This window comes from Tenacibaculum aestuarii (assembly GCF_964510395.1).
Lineage (GTDB): Bacteria > Bacteroidota > Bacteroidia > Flavobacteriales > Flavobacteriaceae > Polaribacter > Polaribacter aestuarii.
The window spans coordinates 188218-209000 of record NZ_CAZEFY010000004.1 but is presented as its reverse complement, the minus strand read 5'-3'; the positions used below and the strand labels follow the sequence as shown (position 1 = coordinate 209000).

The window sequence follows — 20783 nt, the reverse complement described above, 5'->3', positions numbered from 1 at the left end:
TATATTTGTTCTTATGACATTAGCCAACTACATCAACGATTTATTATATAGATACGACTGCGTAATTGTTCCTAATTTTGGAGGATTTGTAACCAACACCATTGGTGCAAGGGTAAATACTAATACTCACACTTTTTATCCACCAAAAAAACAATTGACATTTAATGCGTATTTACAGCATAATGATGGGTTATTGGCTAACTATATTGCTTCTGATAAGAATATTTCTTTTGAAGAAGCTACTACTTTTATTGCAAGTGCAGTTGTAGAGTGGAATAAAAACTTAAAAACGACTTCAGTAGAAGTTGCGTCAGTTGGAAGTTTAGCATTAAACGAAGCTGGTCAAGTAGTTTTTGAACCAAACCTTACAAGTAATTTCTTAACAGCATCTTTCGGATTAGCAGAGGTTGTTACTCCTTCAGTAGAGAGAGTAAAAGAAGTAACTGTAAAACCATTGTCTGTTGTTTCTGAAGAGAAAAGCAAAATGATTCCTTTATATATCAGAAGAGCTGCTGCAGCTGCAGTATTTGTTGGAGTTGCCTATGTAGGTTGGAATGGAATTCAGAATCAACAACAGCAAGAATTATTGGCTAATCAGGAAGAGTCGGTACAAAAGAAAATTCAATCGGCTACTTTTGTGATTGAGAATCCGTTACCAACGATTAATTTAAACGTTAGCAAAGAGGCTAAGAATTTTCATATTATTGCAGGCGCTTTTCAAGATGTACACAATGCTGAAAACAAATTAGCAGAGTTAGAAAGTAAAGGGTATGAAGCTACAATTCTTGGAAAAAACAAGTATGGATTAACTCAAGTAGCTTTTGCTAGTTATGCAACCAAAGAAGAAGCTAGAAAAGCCTTAGAAATCATCAAAGAAAAGGTAAGCGAAGACGCTTGGTTGTTGGCTAAATAAACCCAATTTATTATTAGGTAGGTTTTTTTCTTGCTGTATCTTTGCAACAAAATGTAATTGATGAGAGCAAAAACACCTAGCGAATCGTTAACGGTACTTACCGATCTTGTATTACCAGGAGAAACCAATTATTTAGACAACCTTTTTGGAGGAGAGTTATTAGCTCGTATGGATAGAGCTTGTAGTATTGCTGCACGCCGTCATTCGAGAAGAATTGTAGTAACAGCCTCTGTAAATCACGTAGCTTTTTCAAAATCAGTTCCTGTAGGAAGTGTAGTTACCTTAGAAGCAAAAGTTTCTCGTGCGTTTAAATCTTCAATGGAGATTTATGTTGATGTTTGGATTGAAGACCGTCAATCTGGTGAGAAAACAAAAGTAAACGAAGGAATTTACACGTTTGTAGCAGTTGATGAAACGGGAAAGCCTGTACCAATTCCACAAATTGAACCAGAAACAGAATTAGAGAAAAAACGATATGAAGCTGCTTTACGTAGAAAGCAATTAAGTTTAGTTTTAGCAGGTAAAATGGATCCTAAGGAAGCCATAGAGCTAAAATCTATTTTCATGGATTAAAACCACTTATATATCATCTACATTGCCACTTTCAGATAAGAAAATGGCAATGTTTTTTGTATTTTCAAACTGAGAAAAGATAATAATCATAATTACGGTAATAGGTACCGAAAGTATCATACCTGTAATTCCCCATATTTCTCCCCAAACAGCTAGTGAAAGAATGGTAACTAGCGGGCTTAAGTTTAGCGATTTTCCAAAAACTTTAGGTTCTACAACATTTCCTACGACTACTTGTATAGCTCCTACTCCAACTAAAACAATTAAAAAAGGAGTAAACTCACCAAACTGTATTAAGCTAAATATTGCAGGAAAAGCCGTTGCTACTAAAGAACCGATAGTTGGTATATAATTCAGTAAAAAGATAAGAAATGCCCAAAAGGGTGCACCATCTACACCCACCATTAATAAAACAAAATAACTTAAGATACCAGTTAATAAACTTACATAGGTTTTCAATCTTAAATAGCTAGAAATTGAGGTCTCTACTTTTTTTAAGATAGACTGGAAACTTTTGGAGTTACCTTCTTGATGTGTAAAAACACGTTGTAGTTTTAGTTTGAAATTACTTTCTTCTAAAAAGATAAATAAGGCATAAATAATAATCATAAAGGTATCACCCAACAAACTACTAATTCCGTTCGCTATATCACCTAAAACTGACCCGTAATCGAAATCTCCAACAACCGATTGTAATGATTTAATAATATCTATATGAAAATAGGCATCTAAACGGTTTATAATAGCACCTATATTAGGTTCGTATTTTGAATACGAAGTGGTTAAATTCGAAATACTATTGGTAATAATTTCAGAAACAAAACCAAAACCTAAAACTATTAGTGTAAACACAAAGACATTGCTCAACCAAAAAGGAATAAAACGTTTTGCAAAAGGAATTTTGTAGATAGTTTTTCGAATTTCACGTGTTAAAAACCAAAAAATAAGCGCAAAAATAAACGGAATTAAAATCCCTTTTCCAATAACCAGTGTAGTTAAAATAGCTACGGTTACAATGATAAAGTTGGCTGCGTTTTTCACACGTTTAAATTTTTAATGTTCGTTTCATAAATTACTATGAACGAATCCACTGTGAAGGATTCAATCGATCTTTGTTTTTATACAGCATAAAACTAAGCTGTGTTTTACCCGTAACTTTATCGGTAAAAACTTTTCCTAATTTATCGCCTGTTTTTACAGCATCACCTTTGTTAACATACACTTCTTTTAGTTTGTTATAAGCAGAAATATAGTTACCGTGTTGTACTAAAACAGATTTTTTACCATCAGGATGTATTTGAATTACTAATACTTTTCCGTTAAAAATACTTTTTACATCGGTACCAGCTTTGGTTGCGATATACAATCCGTGACTGTTAATTTTGATTCCAGGAAATGTTGGGTGTGGTTGCACTCCATATTTTCTGGTAATAATACCACTAACTGGCCAAGGAAGATTTCCTTTGTTTTGTTCAAAATTAGCTAATAAGGCTTTTTCTTCAGCATTTAAAATAAAGCCAGAACTACTCGTTTTACCTTTATCGGTTTTTTTACCTTCATTGGCTTTGGCAATAGCGTCTCTAATTAACTTGTCTATTTTAGCAGCAATTCTTTTTTCTTCTTTTTGCTTTTGTTGTAGTTCGTTTTTATATTTTTTCTCTTCCTTTTTAATTTTTGAAATCAGTTGTTCTTGATCTTTCTTGTCTTCTTCAATTTCTTTTTTCTGATTTTTCTCATCAGAAAGTAAAGCCTCTTTTGATTTTTTTTGTACAATTAACGAATCGTTTAATTGCTCTATTTCTTTAGCTTTTACAACAATTTCTTCACCTTGTTTTCTTCTAAAATCACTGTATTGTTGCATGTATTTTAAACGCTTGTAAGCTTGATAAAAGCTTTCAGAAGAAAGTAAGAACATGGTTTTACTTTGTTGCGATTTACTTTTGTATGATTTTACAACCATATCAGCATAATCAGCTTTTAATTTAGCCAATTCATCGTTGTATTTTTTAAGCTCTTTTTCGTTTGATCTTATCTCTAAAGACAAAGCTTTCGACTCTAACTCTATTGTTTCAATTAAGCGCTCACGTACTGTAATTTTTTGGCTTAAATCTTTTAAATCGTCTAAAGCGTTGCTTTTCTTCTTATTGGTTTTAATTATAAGACTGTTAACCTGCTGTATTTCATTTTGAAGTTTTTTTCGCTTATTCTCAAGTTCTTTTCTACTTTGACCAAAAGAAGAAAGTCCCATAAAAAACAGGCATAAAAAGATGTAATAAACAGTGTGTTTCATTATAATTGAATTTCTTTATATCCGTTAGGAATAGTAAAATCTACATTTAATTTCGTGTTGTATTCAACCGAACGCGTATGAATATCAATAATAGTAAACTTATTATTTTCTTTGGCTTGTATGTTGATTTTTTCAGGGAATAAAGTACTATTTTTTTTAGAATATTTAGGATAACTAATATCTAAGCGTTGGTTTTTTAGCGGATTTATAACCGATTGTTTGTTCAGTTTGAAATGTAAAGGGTTGATGTAAAAAAACAAATCGAACAATTCCGATTGTTTTTTTGGTGATAATTGATATGAATTATCGTGAATAGCTACTTCTTGACGTTCCGATTTTACATCAACCAAAGCTTCGCCTAACAACATGTTTTGTAATTGCTGAAAGTTAATATCGGTACCTAACAGTTCTTTCAACATGGAAAAATCTCCATCAAAAAAGTTCTTTTTGTAAGGAGAATAAAATTGTACTCTAGTTGGGGTAATTTTAGCTTTAAAAACAGTAATCATTTTAGATCCTTTCAACCAAATAACCTCATCTTTTTTAATTTTCATACGAACAGAAAAACCAACATTTTCTCTGTTGTCTTTATAGTTAACCTTTAACCTAGCGTCTACCGTTTCTTTATCAAAGTTTGCAGAGCTATGTTTTTTAGCAACTTTTCGCGCAGAAAGTTCTTTAATAGCAGTGCTACTAGTAACGTTTTTTGTAGACTTACATGAAGTAATACTTAATAATACGATAAGTAAAAGAGTGATATATCTCATAAATTTATACTAACGATGTTAGTTTTATTTTAAAATTTTGGCAGCTTTATTCTTGTAAGAATTTGATTTTTTAATATCGTTCAACCCATGATAAGACCTTGCCATTTCTAAATAAAACTTTGCTTCTATTTCGTTATTGTCAATAACAAAATCAATGCCGTTTTGTAAGCTTACCAATGCTTTTTTAAAGTTTTTGTTGTCATTGTATGCTTTACCATTCATTAAGTACACGAAAGGTTGCGCTGGAAAAAGGGTTAATCCTTCTTCACTGTACTTTAATAAATCAGAATTTTTTTCGGTAGCCAATTCATCTAGTAAGGTTTTTAAATTAACAAATGACTTTTCTTTTTCAAAAAGCGATTTAGCATCGATATTTTCAGATATTTTATTTGAGGCAACTACTTTTACCGTACGAGCAGTTAAGTTTTCCTCTATTTTACGCAATTGAGCGTTTAATAATTTTGCCTCTCTTAATTCAGATAAGACAGTTTTTGCAGCTTCAACATCTTTGTTTTGAAGATGTAAATAAACCAATACTTGTTTTTTCTTAGGATGCTTTTCTACAATTTTTTGTTGTGTGATTATAGCATCTTCAAAATTAGCAAGCTTTCTTAAAATGGTGACTTTATGTTCTAACATCCATAAATTACTAGGATCGTTAGTTAAAGCCATATCAATGTAGTTTAAAGCCTCAGGGTTTCTGCCTAATTGTGTATAGTTTTTTGAAAGCTCAAATAAAACAGCGGTATTATTAGGAAGTATTTTATTACACTTTTCTAAATGTTCAATCGCATTTTTATAATTGAAAATAGCCTTATCTGAAAGAGCTCTGAAAAAGTGTTGTTGAAACTCAAAATTGTTCCTTTCATTAACATCCACAGCAGCAGGAATACTGTCTTGAGCGTTAAGGTGTTGAGGTGAAAGGTAAAAGGAGAAAGTAAAAAGAAGAAAGAAGAAAGACAGAAAAACTCTCTCTTCTCTCTTTTTAATAAAAGGCACATTATAACAAAGGTTATCCCATTTGCCTAAAACCTTTAACCTTTCCTCTTTTAAAAATTTATGTAAGCTCTGTATAATCACCTATACTTACCGATGTATAATTTGCATTGTATTTCGCATGATTTCCAATCATGGCATTATCTAAATTTGCATTTGAAATATGCACATTTGTTTGAATTAGTGAGTTGGTAATAGTTGAGTTTTCAATCACACTATTTTCACCAATTGAAACATAAGGACCAATTTTAGTATTTTTCAACACTACATTTTTTCCAACATAACAAGGTTGAATAATTTCAGCATTCTCTAATACAACGTCTTCTGATACTAAATTGTTGCCATCAGCTTGTTCAAATCCTAATACAAGTTTGTTAGTATCTACTGTTGGATCTTTTTTACCACAATCCATCCAAGTACTTACTTTACCAGGAATAAACTTAGCTCCTTTTTGTTTTAACGCTTCTAAAGCTTCTGTTAACTGATACTCACCAGAAGGTCTAATGTCGTTATCAATTAAATAGTTAATCTCATCTAGTAATTTATTAGCATCCTTAAAATAGTAAATACCTATAATAGCTAAGTCTGAGACAAATTCTTTAGGTTTTTCAACAAAATCAGTAATAAAACCATCTTTTAATTTTACTACTCCAAAAGCACTAGGATCTTCTACTTGTTTTACCCAAATAGCTCCATCAGCATTAGCATCTAAAGTAAAATCTGCTTTAAATAAAGTATCTGCAAAAGCGACTACGCACGAACCGCCTAATGATTCTTTAGCACAGTAAATAGCATGTGCTGTTCCTAATGCTTCTTCTTGAACATATACTGAACCTTTAGCACCTAAATTTTCAGCTATTTTTATTAATTTATCTTTAGTATCTGCAGGAAAACCTTTGGCAGCAGGTCCGATTATAAAAGCAATTTCTTCAATAGGTTGATCTACAACAGAAGTAATATCTTCTACTAATCGTTGTACAATTGATTTACCAGCTATAACCGTTAGTGGCTTAGGAGTTGTTAAAGTATGTGGTCTTAAACGAGACCCAATTCCAGCCATTGGTACTATAATCTTCATAATTTTCTTTTCGTTTTAACGGTGCAATATACCATTAATAACGCAGTGAAAAAAGTTATAATCCTTTTGGTATGGCGTTAATTAGCGTTTGTGTGTATTTTGTCTTCGGATGTTGGTAAATCTCATCAGCATCAGCTATTTCTTCTACTCTACCTTTGTTCATCACTACTAATTGATCTGCCATATATTTTACAACGGATAAATCATGAGAAATAAAAATATAAGTGAAGTTAAACTCTGTTTTTAACTGATTCAATAAATTCAAAACTTGTGCTTGTACCGATACATCCAGAGCTGAAACCGATTCGTCACAAATAATTAGTTTTGGTTGTAAAGCTATAGCACGAGCAATTCCTATACGTTGACGTTGTCCACCAGAAAATTCATGTGGATAACGATTAAAATGCGTTGCCTCCAACCCTACTTTTTCTAACAAGTTACATACGTATTCTTTTCGCTCTTTGTTAGAGTTTAAGATGTTATGAACTTTCATCGGTTCTAAAATTGCATTTCCAACAGCAATTCTAGGATTTAATGAAGAAAAAGGGTCTTGAAATATAATTTGAATTTCTTTTCGAAGTTTTTTAAAGTCGCTTCTAGAGAGTTTAGTAATATCTGTTCCGTTATATAGAATACTTCCCGAAGTGGCTTTTTCTAGCTGTAAAACTGTTCTGCTCAAGGTCGTTTTTCCGCAACCGCTCTCTCCTACTAGCCCTAAAGTTTCACCTTCATAAATTTTAAATGACACATCATTTACTGCTTTTACTACTGTTGGTTTTGACCACCATAAAGCATTGCTGATAAAATCTTTATGTAAATTGACAATTTCTAATAATGGGGGTCTGTTGTAAATTTTTTGATGAAAAGTAGTGCGCTCTTCATCTGTATACACTGTTGAATCAATCGTATCGTTGATAAAATCGCTAACCGTAGGTAAGGTTTTTAGTCGTTTTTTTGTGTTGGGTTTCGAATTGATTAAAGCTTTTGTATAACTTTCCTTTGGATGCAAAAAAACATGATTAGCACTCCCTTTTTCAACCAATTTTCCTTTGTGCATTACCACGACATTATCTGCAATTTCAGAAACTAACGCTAAATCGTGAGAAATAAAAATAATACCCATACCGAATTCTTGCTGCAACTCTTTCAGTAATAAAATTATTTCTTTTTGCACCGTTACATCCAACGCTGTGGTAGGTTCATCTGCAATTAAAAGTTGAGGTTTACAAGCAATTGCCATTGCAATCATAACCCGTTGTTTTTGTCCACCACTTATTTGGTGCGGATACGAATTGTAAATAGCTTCTGGTCTTGGAAGTTTTACTTTTGAAAATAAAGAAATCACTTCTTCTTTAATTTCTTTGGAAGATAGTTGCGTGTGCTGTTGCAAAATTTCAGCCACTTGAACGCCACAAGTTAACGTCGGATTTAAAGAACTCATTGGTTCTTGAAAAATCATAGCGATTTGATTTCCTCTTATTTTTTGAAAATCTGCTTCGTTAAACTCTAGTACATTTTGTTGATTAAAAAACAATTCGCCTTTTATAGTAGCTGTTTTAGGAAGTAATCCTAAAATAGCCAAAGAACTTATCGATTTTCCACTACCACTCTCTCCTACGATACCCAATGTTTTATTTTTTTTGAGTTCAAAAGAAATACCTTGAACAACTGAAGGTGTATTTTTAAAAGAGATTTCTAAATTTTTAACAACAAGCATCTATCCTAAATTTTAATAAAAGTACAATTAAAATTTTTCAAATCTTTCTAGAAAAGTAAATCATAAGTTAATTTGTTGATAATGAAAGCAAAATAAATAGTTGATACTAAGCCTAGTGTTTTACTAGGAAAAATAAGGGTTTAGGCTTTATAATATAAACAAAAACAGCAAGTTAATTATTTTAAATGTATTATTTTTTATGTTTTTTTATATATTTGTCAATGATTTAACAAAAAATTAAGAGTTATTTTTAGAGTAATTAAATAGCTCTCAATTAGTTTAATTAACATAATAAACCCTTCAAAAATGAAAAACAAAATTACCCTAGCACTTCTGTGCTTATTTTTTGTTGGTGCTTCGTATGCCCAAGAAAAAAGAAACTGTCACTCAATGGAAAATCTTGAGTACAGACAATCTCTTAATCCTTCTTTAAAAAACAAAATGCAAGAAATTGAGTCTTTTACTCAAAAAAGAATTGCAGAAAAGAAGAACTACCAAGGAAAAATAGTAGGAAATACTATTCAAATTCCAGTAGTTGTACATGTTATTTACAACAGTTCACAAGAAAACATCAGTGTAGCACAAATTCAGTCTCAAATAGATGTTTTAAATGAAGATTACAGAAGAACCAACCCAGACAAAACAACAAAATGGTCTCAAGCAGCTGATACAGAAATAGAATTTTATTTAGCTCAGGTAGATCCAAGTGGTAATCCAACCAATGGTATTACAAGAAAATCATCATCTAAAACTTCATGGGGAACCAGTGATGCGATGAAAAAATCATCACAAGGAGGAGTAGATCCATGGGATACTTCGGAATACCTTAATATGTGGGTATGTAATATTGGTGGAGGTATCTTAGGATATGCTCAGTTTCCTGGAGGTAGCGCAGCTACTGACGGAGTTGTTATGAGTCCACAATATTTCGGTAGTTCAAGTAAAGGTTCAGGATTCTATTTATCTGCTCCATTTGATAAAGGAAGAACAACAACACACGAAGTAGGCCACTTTTTAAACCTTAGACACATCTGGGGTGATGGTGCTTGTGGTGTTGATGATTTTGTTTCTGACACTCCAGAGTCAGACGCTGCAAACTACGGTTGTGCTACAAGTCATTCTTCTTGTGGATCATTAGATATGGTTGAAAACTACATGGATTACTCAGATGATACTTGTATGAACCTATTTACTTTAGGACAAAAAAACAGAATGCGTGCTGTTTTAGAATCGGGAGGAGTACGTAGAAGTTTAGCGTTATCTGATAAAACAGGAGGATCTACTTCATGTACAGCAACAGTACCAACAGGAGTAACTGTTTCTAGTGTTACTTCTTCAGGAGCATCAGTGTCTTGGACAGCTGTTTCAGGAGCAACCTATGATGTAAGGTACAAAGCAACTTCATCATCATCATGGACAACCAATGCGGTTTCTGGAACTTCAACCTCTTTAAGTGGATTATCAGCTTCTACTCAATACGAAGTACAAGTACGTAGTAAATGTTCAGACGGATCAAATTCAGCTTATAGTACCTCTTCAACTTTTACTACTCCAGCAGTTACTATTACTTATTGTTCTTCAAAAGGAAATAGTGTTTCTGATGAATATATTGGAAGAGTACAATTAGGAACTATTGATAATAGTACTGGAGGTGGAAATGGTTATTCAGACCATACAGCTATCTCAACAAATTTAGCAAAAGGAACCTCTCATACTATTACTATTACACCAACATGGACAGGAACAACATATAACGAAGGATATGGTGTTTGGATTGATTATAATCAAGATGGAGATTTTGCTGATTCAGGAGAAACTGTTTGGACAAAAGCAGCATCAAAAGATACACCAGTTAGTACATCTTTTACAGTACCAGCTTCTGCTACAGATGGAGCAACAAGAATGCGTATAGTTTTAAAATACAATGCAACACCAACAGCTTGTGAAGCTTCATTTTCTTATGGTGAAGTAGAAGATTATACAGTAGTAATCGGAGCAGGAACACCAGATACAACTGCACCAACAGCACCAACAAGTTTAGCTGCATCTAGTGTAGCACAAACTTCGTTAACATTAAACTGGTCAGCATCTACTGACAATGTTGGAGTAACAGGTTATGATGTTTACCAAGGAGCTACAAATATTGGTTCTGTAACAGGAACTACAACTAATGTAACAGGATTAACAGCAGCGACTACCTATACTTTCTCAGTAAGAGCAAAGGATGCAGCAGGAAATATTTCAGCTTCTAGTAGTGCAATAAACGTAACAACTTTATCGAATTCAGTTTCATACTGTGATTCAAAAGGAAACAATTCTTCATACGAATGGATTGATAATGTTGAATTAGGAGGAATGACTAATGCAACAGGAAACAATGGTGGATATGCTGATTTTACTTCAAAAACAGCAACATTAACTCAAGGAAGTTCAAATCAAATGGTTGTAAGCGCAGGATTTAGCAGCTCTTCATATACAGAATATTGGGCAGTTTGGATTGACTTTAACCAGAATGGAACTTTTGAAAGTAGTGAGAAAGTAGTTACAGGTTCTTCATCAAGTGCAGGAAACTTAACGTCAACAGTAGCTGTGCCATCTGGAGCTACATTAGGAACAACAAGAATGCGTGTATCTATGAAGTATAATGCTTCACAAAGTTCATGTGAAACATTTACTTATGGAGAAGTAGAAGATTATACGGTAAATATTGTTTCAAGTGCAAGACTAGAAAACCCTGTTAGTGTTGGTGGAGAAAGATTAGGAAATGAAAGTAATTCTAATTTATCTGTATATCCAAACCCAGCTGCTGACTTTGTACAAGTTAAATTAGCTTCTCAAGCTGAAAATATGACCTATAAAATTGTAAACTCTATTGGTAGAGTTATTAAAACAGGTCGTTTAGATTCATCAAATATTAACACTTCTAACTTGAAAAAAGGAGTGTACATTTTAGAAGTAAATGATGGTCAAAAAGTCTTAAAAACTAAGTTACTTAAAAAGTAAGTTTTTTTAAATAATAAAAATAATAGTCTGAGTGATTTATTCACTCAGGCTTTCTGCGTAGTTTAAATTTAATAGAACTCCTTAATCAATCAAACACACTTTACAAAAAACTAAATGAAAAGTGATAACTAAAAGTTCAATGATAATTTATTAAGAAAGAAAAGGTAAGGTGAAAAAATGCTAGAAAGGAAACAACAAATTATTTAATTAAATTAACTCAAGTGAACAACAAATTTAAATTTTTAATTGGAGGTCTGTCTATAGCAGCAGTTTCAATAATTGGTTCAGACTACCTTAAGAAGCAAGATATTGCTGATAAGTTAGCTGAAAGACGTAAAATACATAGTACTTTTTTAAATGAAAGTCCTTTAAATGAATCGTTAAAATGGGGAAAAAAAGAAAGAAAACTTAGAGGGTTACCACCTAATAGGTATTTTGATCAAATGCAATTACTTACCATGAATCCAGCTACAGGAAAAATGGAAGATGGAAGTTTAGCAGGATTGAGAGAAGACCTGTTGAAAAAAAGAGCACAACAAAAAAATCCTGGAGACAATGGAAATTCATGGACAGAAAGAGGACCTAATAATGTAGGAGGTCGTACAAGAGTTGTTTTATTTGATCCAAATGACGCTACAAACAATACCGTATATGCTGGTGGAGTAAGTGGAGGTTTATGGAAAAACACTAATATTAGTAATGCCAACTCGCAATGGACAAGAGTACAAAATGTACCAGGAAACTTATCTGTAACTTCTATTACTGTAGACCCAAGAAACTCAAATAGATGGTATGTAGGTACAGGAGAACAATATACAGCTGGTGATGTAGTAGGAAATGGAGTATATGTGACTACTGATGGAGGTACAACATGGAATGCAGTTAATATACCAGCTGCAGGAGATGCAATTATTAACTACAATGCAAGTAATGTTTTTTTATCTGGAATTCATTATGTAAACGATGTGTTAGCATGGGATAATGGGGCTTCAACAGAATTATTTGTTGCAGTTGGAGCACATGTATATGGAGACTCTTCTAGTCCTAGAAACTGGTTAGGGTTACAGTCTGCAGGATTGTACCGCTCTACAGATAATGGAGCTACATGGAACAGAATAGAATCTGCCAATATGAAGTATGCCTTCGGTGGAAAAGACTATTATTATATAGCTAATGACTTAGAAGTAAGTGCAAATAATACGCTATGGATGGGAACCATTGCTTCTGCTCTAGGAGAAGGTGGAGGTAGAGTATTTAGCTCTACAAATGGAGGTACTTGGACAGAAGCAGCAGCTTCACCTCTAACAGAATCTAATAGAGTTGAAATTGAACCTTCTGCTACCGATGCAAATAAGATTTATGCATTAACACAAGGGACAACAAGTACTGCACCTGTTCATATTTATAAAACAACGAATGCTTTTTCAACAGCAAGTGCAACATCATTACCAAATGATGCAGACACAGGAATTGCAGCAAATGATTTTTGTCGTGGGCAAGCATTTTATGATTTAGTAATTGAAGCAGACCCAACAAATGACAATATAGTGTATGTTGGAGGTATCGATTTATTTAAAACAACAAATGGAGGTTCTTCTTGGTCTCAATTATCACATTGGTACGGAGGTTTTGGTCATCAAAATGTTCATGCAGATCAACACTCGATGGCTTTTGGAAATAATGACTCTTCTAAAATATTATTCGGTAACGATGGAGGAATCTATTATTCAGGAAATGCTGGAAGTACAATTAGCGTAAGAAATAAAGGATACAATGTAACTCAGTTTGTAAAAGCAGGAATTGGTCCTGACGGAGCAGGTGATGTTAATGGAATTTTTAGTGCAGGAGCGCAAGATAACGGTACACAAGCATTTAGAAATGCAGTAGCAGGAGTTAATAGTTCAACTGAATTAAGCGATGGTGATGGGTTCTATACTTTCGTTGATAAAGATGGAGACTATATGATTGCAACCTATGTAAACAACGTAATATATAGATTCAGCTTACCTTGGAATGGTTTAGGTAGACAACAAGGAGGAGCAACAACATTATCAAGTGACCAAAACACAGGAGATTTTGTAAATCCGATGGGGTATGATAATGATGCTAATCGCTTATTATCTAATGCATCTACAAGTACAGCTAACTCAATTTTAAGTATTAATGTAGCATCAAATTCAAAAGGAAACATAACAAATGCATTATTAGATGCAAGCCCAACAGCTTTTCAAGCATCTCCTTTTACAAATAATGCATGGTTTGTAGGATTGGCAAACGGTAAACTATTAAAGTTAACAAACGTTACTAATTCTAATGCTACATGGTCAAACATAAATACACCTTTTGTTGGTTCAGTATCTTCAGTAAGATTCGGAGCTACAGAAAATGATATTTTTGTAACAATACATAACTATGGAGTAACAAGTGTTTGGGCTACTTCAGATGGAGGAGCGAATTGGGTGAGTAAAGAAGGAAACCTACCAAATATTCCTGTAAGAGATATTTTACAAAATCCATTAGATAGAACAGAAGTTATTTTAGCAACACAATTAGGAGTTTGGTCAACATCTAACTTTAATGATGCAAACCCTAATTGGAATCAAGCTTATAATGGAATGAGCGATGTTAGTGTTACTTCATTTGATTACTGGAACGTAAGTGGAGACCATGTTACTAATAAAGTAATTGCATCTACATATGGTAGAGGAGTGTTTACAGGTTCATTTACAAGTAATGCAGCTGCCGATACTGAAGCACCAACAGCTCCAACTAGTTTAGCTGCAAGTTCTATAACAGCAACAAGCTTAACGTTAAATTGGACAGCATCAACAGATAACTTAGGTGTTACAGGGTATGATGTATATCAAGGAACAACTAAAATAGGAAGTTCAACAACAACTTCATATAACGTAACAGGTTTAACAGCAAGTACAGCATATGCATTTACTGTTAAAGCAAAAGATGCTGCAGGAAATATTTCAGCAGTAAGTAATACAGCAAATGCTACTACTACAGCAGCAACAGTTACGTATTGTACCTCTAAAGGGAACAGTGTTTCAGATGAATATATTGGAAGAGTTCAGTTAGGAAGTATCGATAATTCTTCAGGAGGAGGAAATGGATACTCTGACCATACTGGAATTTCTACCGATTTAGAAAAAGGAAAATCAAACACAATTACGATCACACCAACTTGGACAGGAACGAAATACGACGAAGGGTACGGAGTTTGGATTGATTACAACCAAGATGGTGATTTTTCTGATGCTGGAGAAACGGTTTGGACAAAAGCTAAATCGAAAGATACTCCTGTAAGTACATCGTTTACGGTACCTAGTTCAGCGGTAGATGGAGCTACAAGAATGAGAATCGTTATGAAGTATAATGCAACACCAACAGCTTGTGAGGCATCATTCTCTTATGGTGAAGTAGAAGATTACACAGTAAATATTACAGCTGCTGTAGCTGATACTCAAGCACCAACAGCACCTAGTAGTTTAGCTTCATCAAACGTTGCACAAACTACATTAACTTTATCTTGGACAGCATCAACAGATAATGTAGGTGTTACAGGATATGATGTATATCAAGGAGCAACTAAGTTAACAACTGTTACAACAACATCTTACAACGTAACAGGGTTAACAGCTAATACAGCTTATACATTCTCAGTAAAAGCAAAAGATGCTGCAGGAAATATTTCTTCAGCAAGTAATACAGTAAATGTTACTACATTAGATAATGTTGTTACTTATTGTACTTCAAAAGGAAATAGAGTTACTTACGAATGGATAGATTATGTTTCTTTTGGAGGAATGACTAATACAACTTCTGCAAATGGAGGATATGGTGATTTTACGAACAAAATAGCAACAGTTACTCAAGGAACAACGAATCAAATTATTGTAAGTGCAGGATTTAGTGGTTCTTCATATACTGAGTATTTCACGGTTTGGATTGACTATAACCGTAATGGAACTTTTGAAAGTACTGAACAAACTTCTTTAGGTTCTTCTAGTACAGCAGCGAATAGATCAGCAAATATATCTATTCCAGCAACTGCATTATTAGGTCAAACAAGAATGCGTGTTTCTATGAAATATAACGGAGCATCAACAGCTTGTGAAACTTTTGCAGATGGAGAAGTGGAAGATTATACAGTTAATATTGTTAATTCATCGTCTTCAGTAGCAAATTCAGGCACAAGTGATGCGTTTGCTGAGCCATTAGATAAAGAAGCAAAATCGAGTTTAACAGCATATCCAAACCCAGCTGTAGATCATGTTACTGTAAGATTCGGAAGTAACGAGAATGTGAATTATAGAATAACCAACGCAACTGGTAAGGTTATTTTGAAAGGTAAAACAAATAATGGTACTATAAATGTCTCTAACTTAAAGAATGGAGTTTATTTATTAGAGGCTAATGATGGTAAAAAATCGGAAACGATTAAGTTAATGAAGAAGTAAAAGAAGATTCTTTTATTCTGATAAAACCCAAGCTATTTTGCTTGGGTTTTTCGTTTCTTTGCATAAAATTTTAGAGGATGAATTACCTATCAGTAGAAAATATAGCAAAATCATATGGTGAAAAAGTGTTGTTTGAAGATATTTCCTTCGGAATTAATAAAGATCAGAAAATAGCCTTTGTTGCAAAAAACGGTAGTGGAAAAACCTCTATTTTAAACATTATTGCTGGAAAAGATACACCAGATGAAGGACAAGTTATTAGCCGAAAAGGAATTAACATTGCGTATTTAGCGCAAGACGATGACTTGAATCCTGATTTAACTATTGAAGAAACTATTTTTTCTACAGAAAGTACAATTCTTCCTATAATTCAAAAGTACGAAAGAGCTCTACAAAATCCAGATGATGCTGAAGAGTATCAAAAAGCATTTGAGTTGATGGAGCAACACAATGCTTGGGATTTTGAAACGCAATACAAACAGATATTGTCTAAGTTAAAACTAGATGATTTATCACAAAAAGTAGGGAAGCTTTCTGGTGGACAAAAAAAGCGATTATCACTAGCAATTATTCTGATTAACAAACCAGATTTACTAATTTTGGATGAGCCAACGAACCATTTAGATTTAGAAATGATTGAATGGTTAGAAGCTTTTTTTGCAAAGGAAAAAATCACCTTATTTATGGTAACGCATGATCGTTATTTTTTAGAGCGTGTATGTAATGAAATCATCGAACTAGATAACGGAAAGCTTTATAAATACAAAGGGAACTATTCATATTATCTTCAAAATAAAGAAGAGCGTTTAGCTTTAGAAGCTACCAATTTAAGCAAAGCGAAAAGTTTGTTTAAAAAAGAGTTGGATTGGATGCGTCGTCAACCAAAGGCACGTACTACTAAGTCAAAATCGCGTATTGATGACTTTTTCCAAATCAAAGAAAAAGCACATCAACGAAGAAAGGAGCACGAAGTTCAGTTAGAAATTAATATGGAACGTTTAGGAAGCAAAATAGTAGAGCTTCATAAACTGAAAAAGAATTTTGGCGACAAGGTTATTTTAGACGGATTTGACTACGTTTTTAAGCGAGGAGAACGTATTGGGATTATTGGAAAAAATGGAACAGGAAAATCCTCATTTTTAAACATACTAACGGGTAAAATTCCTGTTGATGGAGGGAAGGTAATTGTAGGAGAGACTGTAAAATTTGGGTATTATACGCAGAAAGGAATCCAAATAAAAGAAGGACAGAAAGTTATTGAAGTCATTAAAGAATTTGGAGAAGAAATACCGTTAACGAAAGGAAGAAGAATTTCTGCAGCCCAGTTATTAGAACGATTTTTATTCGACCGAAAAAAGCAACACGATTTTGTAGAGAAATTAAGTGGAGGAGAGCAGAAGCGTTTGTATTTATGTGCGGTGTTAATTCAAAACCCTAACTTTTTAATTCTTGATGAGCCTACCAATGATTTAGATGTGGTAACGCTAAATGTATTAGAAAGCTTTTTACTGGATTACCCAGGGAATTTAATGGTAGTATCGCACGACCGTTATTTTATGGATAAAATCGTAGATGGATTGTTTGTTTTCAAAGGAGAAGGAGAAGTAGAGAATTTTCCAGGAAATTACTCGGATTACAGAGCATATGAGAGTTCTTTGCCACCAGAACCTAAAGAAGAGAAAACAGTTGCAGAAAAGCAAGAAAAAGCACCTCAAAAAGGAAAGCTGAGTTATAATGAAAAGCGTGAGTTTGGTCAGTTAGAGGTTGATATTGAAAAGTTGCAGAAAAAGAAGGTGAAGTTAGAAGAACAATTTACCAATGGAGAAATAGCAATGGACGATATCAATGAAAAATCGCTTGAATTACAAGAAATTATTGAGAGCTTAGAAGAAAAGGAAGACCGCTGGTTTGAACTTTCAATGAAGTTGGAGGGATATAATTATTAGAAAGTGCGTGAGTTTTTCTTATTAAAACATTCAAAAAAGATGCTTAGTTACAAAAATAGTAGTTTCTAAGCATGTTAAGATAGAAACTACTATTTACCTCATTGGATGTTAATAACATCTTAGCTCTCCCGGAACGCAGACAGATTGTTGACAACTAAATATTGTATAACAACCAGAACCATCATCTTCTACGGTATGATCATAACAATCATCAGCTGTTTCGCAATTATTAGCATAACCACCATTAATTGATTTTTGTTCCACTTTGCCTAAAATTCTCCAGTTTTTAACATCGATTTTTTTCATTATGTTATTTATTTTTAAAATTAGTTAATGTTTTAAATATAAGTTATTTAAATAGTATGTTATATGATTCTTAAAAGAAATAATCAATAAATAAGTAATATATAGTTAAACTTTTATAATATCTACATCATCTATCAAAGGCTTGTTCAAAAATCGTAATAAGAGTTGTGCAACTGCTACGGTATCGCGTTCGCAATATTCAACAATTCGAGATAAGTCTTTTTCTAGGTAATAAACATTAGCAACTTCACTGCCATCAATATCTTGTTTTGGTGACGGTATTCCTAAAATAGCAGTGAGTAACTTTAAGGATGTGTAATGTTTATAATCGCCGAACTTCCATAAATCCATGGTGTCTAAATGCGGAACTTCCCAAGGTTTTTTACCAAATAAATTGAGTTTGTTAGGTAGTTCAATTTCATTGATAATCATGCGTCGTGCGATGTACGGAAAATCAAATTCTTTTCCATTATGCGCACATAATAAATGGTTTGGATGGTTGAAATGTGTGTCTAGCAGGTTTTTAAAATCTAGTAAAAGTTTATGCTCATTATCGCCATAAAATGAAGTAACTCGTAGTTGATTTACGCCTTTTCGTTCTACAAAATAACCAACAGAAATACAGATAATTTTTCCAAACTCTGCCCAAATACCTGCTCGATGGTAAAACTCTTCAGGAGTAAATTCATCTTTTCGCTGATACTGCGTTTTTAACGCATACAACTCTTGCATTTCAGGAGATAAATCGGTAAATAATTCTACTTCTGGAACGGTTTCAATATCTAAAAACAAAATGTTTTGTAAGTTGAGTTTATTCAGCATCTTTTTCTTTAATTAAAACATAAATAGTAGCGTTAGATAAATATTCTTCTAAGGTATTATCATCAATTTTGGATAAACTAATACTTTGAAAAACAAGCTTTACATTCAACATTTCAAAATGTTGTTCAATGGTCATTAAATCAAGGGGTAAATTATAATTTAGTTCTTGATTTTTAAGATTTTTAATCATTTCAGTACAGTCGATTTCACCTATTAAATCTTCTCCTGTAGAAATTTTTAGAATATTACTTCTTTCAGTTAAAGTAAGTTGGTACTGATTTATAGAGTTTTTATTTTCGTGAAGATTGATGTACAAACGTTTTAAAAAATCATAGTTTTTAAGATCTAACGTTATATTAAAATCATCCAAATTATAATAATAGGCTCTATAAGGTTTCTCAGGATTATCTGTTACCTTAATATCTAAACTATCCATTAATTTTTCTTGTAGTTGCCAATGACTTTCAGTTTTAAATGTTGTTTTAGGGTTGTAGCCTATGGTTGTTGCAACCTTCTCTAGCTCGTCTTTTTCATTTAGGTAACGAATAATAGAACGGAGTTGATTCTTCTTTTCAAAAGTGGTTGAAAAATCAGTATTTTTAATATCGGTGTACACTTTTTCAAATCGTTGAACTTGACTTTTAGTAGATATAGAAAAAGCACCCCAAAATCCGAAGGAAACTAGCAAGGTTATAATTGCTAGATTTAGTGGGAATATTTTAATTCTTTGTTGTTTGCTAAAAATCATGTACAATGTCATGGCTAAAATCCAGAAAGCAAGCACAAGTACGAAATAGCGATTTTCGGTAATTCCATATTCATTAACACGTCTAAAAATAGCCACAAAAAGTAATCCGATTAAAGGTAATAACAAGTAATAAAACCAAGGGTGAAATCTTCTAATAGCACGTGAGTTAATTGTTTTTTGAATAGGATTGATAAGTGTTTGAACAATAAAACCTAAAAAAGACAAAGCAATTACCAAGTATGAAACCCATCCTTTAGGTAAATTCCAATTAATAACAATTTTTAAACTGTATGCATATAAAATGATGAGGTATAAAATAACCAATGGAATTAAAATATACTTTACTAAAACTTCTAAAGCCTTGGTGTAGTTAATAGCAAGTTGATTGTGAATATCCTTTGGAAAATCAGAAAGGTAAATCCATGTGTTTACAATACCTATACAAATTACAAAGACTTGTAAAAAACGGTCACCCTTAACATCAACATTGAACAAATGTTTAACAGCAAGCAAAGCTAATACAACTCCTAAATAAAGAATTAGTGAAAAGAATAGGCTTCTAACAATAGATATAAAAACAGCTTTTAAATAATTAAAATACGCCGATTTATTCCATTTTGTTATAAAAGGAGCAATCATCAGAAACAAATGACCTGCTATAAAATAAAGAAAGAATCGTATGATTGAAGTTTTATCTATCCGATATGTATCAATATCAATACTAAAATAAAAACCTATTAAGAAGCCAAGAGTAATTAAAAATACCCAATAATTTTTCTTTTTAAATTGTTCTAGAAAAAAACGTGTGGCTATCAACCAACTAATTCCTAAAGCAAAAATTAGAATAATTATTCCTGTAGAAATATTATCAAAAGTATCATTTTCGATTACAAATAAAGTAAATAATGTACCGACAATTGCCCAAGAAAGTGTTATGGGAAAACGTTTAAAAGCTTCTTTTGTCTTAGAAGTTATTTCACCAAGCGAGGGTATGAGTTTCATAGAATTTCTTTTTATAAATATACAAAAACAAAGAAAAAATGGAAAGTATTGTGCTTTATGAGGCGTTTTTTTAAGGAAAAGTTTATTAAATATTAAATGAACGTTAAGTTAAGCATGTGTATCAAGGGTTTATTATTTTATGATTACTTTTGG

At 32.7% G+C, this 20783-nt stretch carries 14 protein-coding genes; 5 read left to right on the top strand and 9 right to left on the bottom strand.

Annotated features, from left to right (window positions below):
* Positions 1-13 precede the first annotated feature (13 nt).
* Both ACKTSU_RS14035 and ACKTSU_RS14030 read left to right on the top strand, forming a co-directional pair.
* A complete protein-coding gene (locus tag ACKTSU_RS14035) occupies positions 14-913 on the top strand; it encodes an HU domain-containing protein (protein ID WP_408037136.1) in 900 nt (299 codons plus the stop codon).
* 60 nt (positions 914-973) lie between these two features.
* Positions 974-1486, top strand: coding sequence for an acyl-CoA thioesterase (locus tag ACKTSU_RS14030; protein ID WP_028891640.1), 513 nt, complete (start codon positions 974-976; stop codon positions 1484-1486).
* 6 nt (positions 1487-1492) lie between these two features.
* On the opposite strand, the gene ACKTSU_RS14025 is transcribed toward ACKTSU_RS14030, so the two are convergent.
* From ACKTSU_RS14025 to ACKTSU_RS14000, 6 genes are read right to left on the bottom strand one after another with little or no spacing between them, the layout of a single operon-like run.
* On the bottom strand, positions 1493-2527 hold the full coding sequence (locus tag ACKTSU_RS14025; RefSeq protein ID WP_408037135.1) for an AI-2E family transporter: 1035 nt from the start codon (positions 2525-2527) through the stop codon (positions 1493-1495).
* A gap of 34 nt (positions 2528-2561) precedes the next feature.
* Positions 2562-3776 carry a murein hydrolase activator EnvC family protein gene (locus tag ACKTSU_RS14020; protein ID WP_408037134.1) on the bottom strand — a complete coding sequence of 405 codons (1215 nt, stop codon included), beginning with the start codon at positions 3774-3776 and terminating at the stop codon, positions 2562-2564.
* On the bottom strand, positions 3776-4543 hold the full coding sequence (locus tag ACKTSU_RS14015; protein ID WP_408037133.1) for a DUF4292 domain-containing protein: 768 nt from the start codon (positions 4541-4543) through the stop codon (positions 3776-3778). Before ACKTSU_RS14015 ends, ACKTSU_RS14020 begins: the two co-directional genes overlap by 1 nt.
* Before the next feature lie 24 nt (positions 4544-4567).
* Positions 4568-5542: a tetratricopeptide repeat protein gene (locus ACKTSU_RS14010; protein WP_408037132.1), complete on the bottom strand. Its 975-nt coding sequence runs from the start codon at positions 5540-5542 to the stop codon at positions 4568-4570.
* 58 nt (positions 5543-5600) lie between these two features.
* On the bottom strand, positions 5601-6617 hold the full coding sequence (locus tag ACKTSU_RS14005) for a sugar nucleotidyltransferase (RefSeq protein WP_408037131.1): 1017 nt from the start codon (positions 6615-6617) through the stop codon (positions 5601-5603).
* A gap of 55 nt (positions 6618-6672) precedes the next feature.
* Positions 6673-8334 (bottom strand): ABC transporter ATP-binding protein, encoded by a 1662-nt coding sequence (locus ACKTSU_RS14000; protein WP_408037130.1) that lies wholly within the window; start codon positions 8332-8334, stop codon positions 6673-6675.
* A 306-nt stretch (positions 8335-8640) separates the two neighbouring features.
* On the opposite strand from ACKTSU_RS14000, the gene ACKTSU_RS13995 reads away from it, so the two are divergent.
* The 3 genes from ACKTSU_RS13995 to ACKTSU_RS13985 all read left to right on the top strand — a co-directional run bounded on the left by ACKTSU_RS13995 (position 8641) and on the right by ACKTSU_RS13985 (position 17752).
* Positions 8641-11337 carry a GEVED domain-containing protein gene (locus ACKTSU_RS13995; RefSeq protein WP_408037129.1) on the top strand — a complete coding sequence of 899 codons (2697 nt, stop codon included), beginning with the start codon at positions 8641-8643 and terminating at the stop codon, positions 11335-11337.
* 221 nt (positions 11338-11558) lie between these two features.
* Positions 11559-15806, top strand: coding sequence for a GEVED domain-containing protein (locus tag ACKTSU_RS13990; protein ID WP_408037128.1), 4248 nt, complete (start codon positions 11559-11561; stop codon positions 15804-15806).
* A 77-nt stretch (positions 15807-15883) separates the two neighbouring features.
* Positions 15884-17752, top strand: coding sequence for an ABC-F family ATP-binding cassette domain-containing protein (locus tag ACKTSU_RS13985; protein ID WP_408037127.1), 1869 nt, complete (start codon positions 15884-15886; stop codon positions 17750-17752).
* Between the two features lie 108 nt (positions 17753-17860).
* Here ACKTSU_RS13985 and ACKTSU_RS13980 read toward each other — a convergent pair whose 3' ends face one another.
* The 3 genes from ACKTSU_RS13980 to ACKTSU_RS13970 form a co-directional block, all read right to left on the bottom strand.
* Positions 17861-18058: a hypothetical protein gene (locus ACKTSU_RS13980; RefSeq protein ID WP_408037126.1), complete on the bottom strand. Its 198-nt coding sequence runs from the start codon at positions 18056-18058 to the stop codon at positions 17861-17863.
* 105 nt (positions 18059-18163) lie between these two features.
* Positions 18164-18880, bottom strand: coding sequence for a 3'-5' exonuclease (locus tag ACKTSU_RS13975; protein WP_408037125.1), 717 nt, complete (start codon positions 18878-18880; stop codon positions 18164-18166).
* Positions 18870-20630: a DUF4153 domain-containing protein gene (locus ACKTSU_RS13970; protein WP_408037124.1), complete on the bottom strand. Its 1761-nt coding sequence runs from the start codon at positions 20628-20630 to the stop codon at positions 18870-18872. Before ACKTSU_RS13970 ends, ACKTSU_RS13975 begins: the two co-directional genes overlap by 11 nt.
* Positions 20631-20783 lie beyond the last annotated feature (153 nt).

Excerpts from the sequence above, each read along its gene's own strand:
- ACKTSU_RS14035 (WP_408037136.1), top strand. The coding sequence starts at position 14 with ATGACATTAGCCAACTACATCAACGATTTATTATATAGATACGACTGC.
- ACKTSU_RS14030 (WP_028891640.1), top strand. The coding sequence starts at position 974 with ATGAGAGCAAAAACACCTAGCGAATCGTTAACGGTACTTACCGATCTT.
- ACKTSU_RS14020 (WP_408037134.1), bottom strand. The coding sequence starts at position 3,776 with ATGAAACACACTGTTTATTACATCTTTTTATGCCTGTTTTTTATGGGA.
- ACKTSU_RS14015 (WP_408037133.1), bottom strand. The coding sequence starts at position 4,543 with ATGAGATATATCACTCTTTTACTTATCGTATTATTAAGTATTACTTCA.
- ACKTSU_RS14005 (WP_408037131.1), bottom strand. The coding sequence starts at position 6,617 with ATGAAGATTATAGTACCAATGGCTGGAATTGGGTCTCGTTTAAGACCA.
- ACKTSU_RS14000 (WP_408037130.1), bottom strand. The coding sequence starts at position 8,334 with ATGCTTGTTGTTAAAAATTTAGAAATCTCTTTTAAAAATACACCTTCA.
- ACKTSU_RS13995 (WP_408037129.1), top strand. The coding sequence starts at position 8,641 with ATGAAAAACAAAATTACCCTAGCACTTCTGTGCTTATTTTTTGTTGGT.
- ACKTSU_RS13985 (WP_408037127.1), top strand. The coding sequence starts at position 15,884 with ATGAATTACCTATCAGTAGAAAATATAGCAAAATCATATGGTGAAAAA.
- ACKTSU_RS13980 (WP_408037126.1), bottom strand. The coding sequence starts at position 18,058 with ATGAAAAAAATCGATGTTAAAAACTGGAGAATTTTAGGCAAAGTGGAA.
- ACKTSU_RS13975 (WP_408037125.1), bottom strand. The coding sequence starts at position 18,880 with ATGCTGAATAAACTCAACTTACAAAACATTTTGTTTTTAGATATTGAA.
- ACKTSU_RS13970 (WP_408037124.1), bottom strand. The coding sequence starts at position 20,630 with ATGAAACTCATACCCTCGCTTGGTGAAATAACTTCTAAGACAAAAGAA.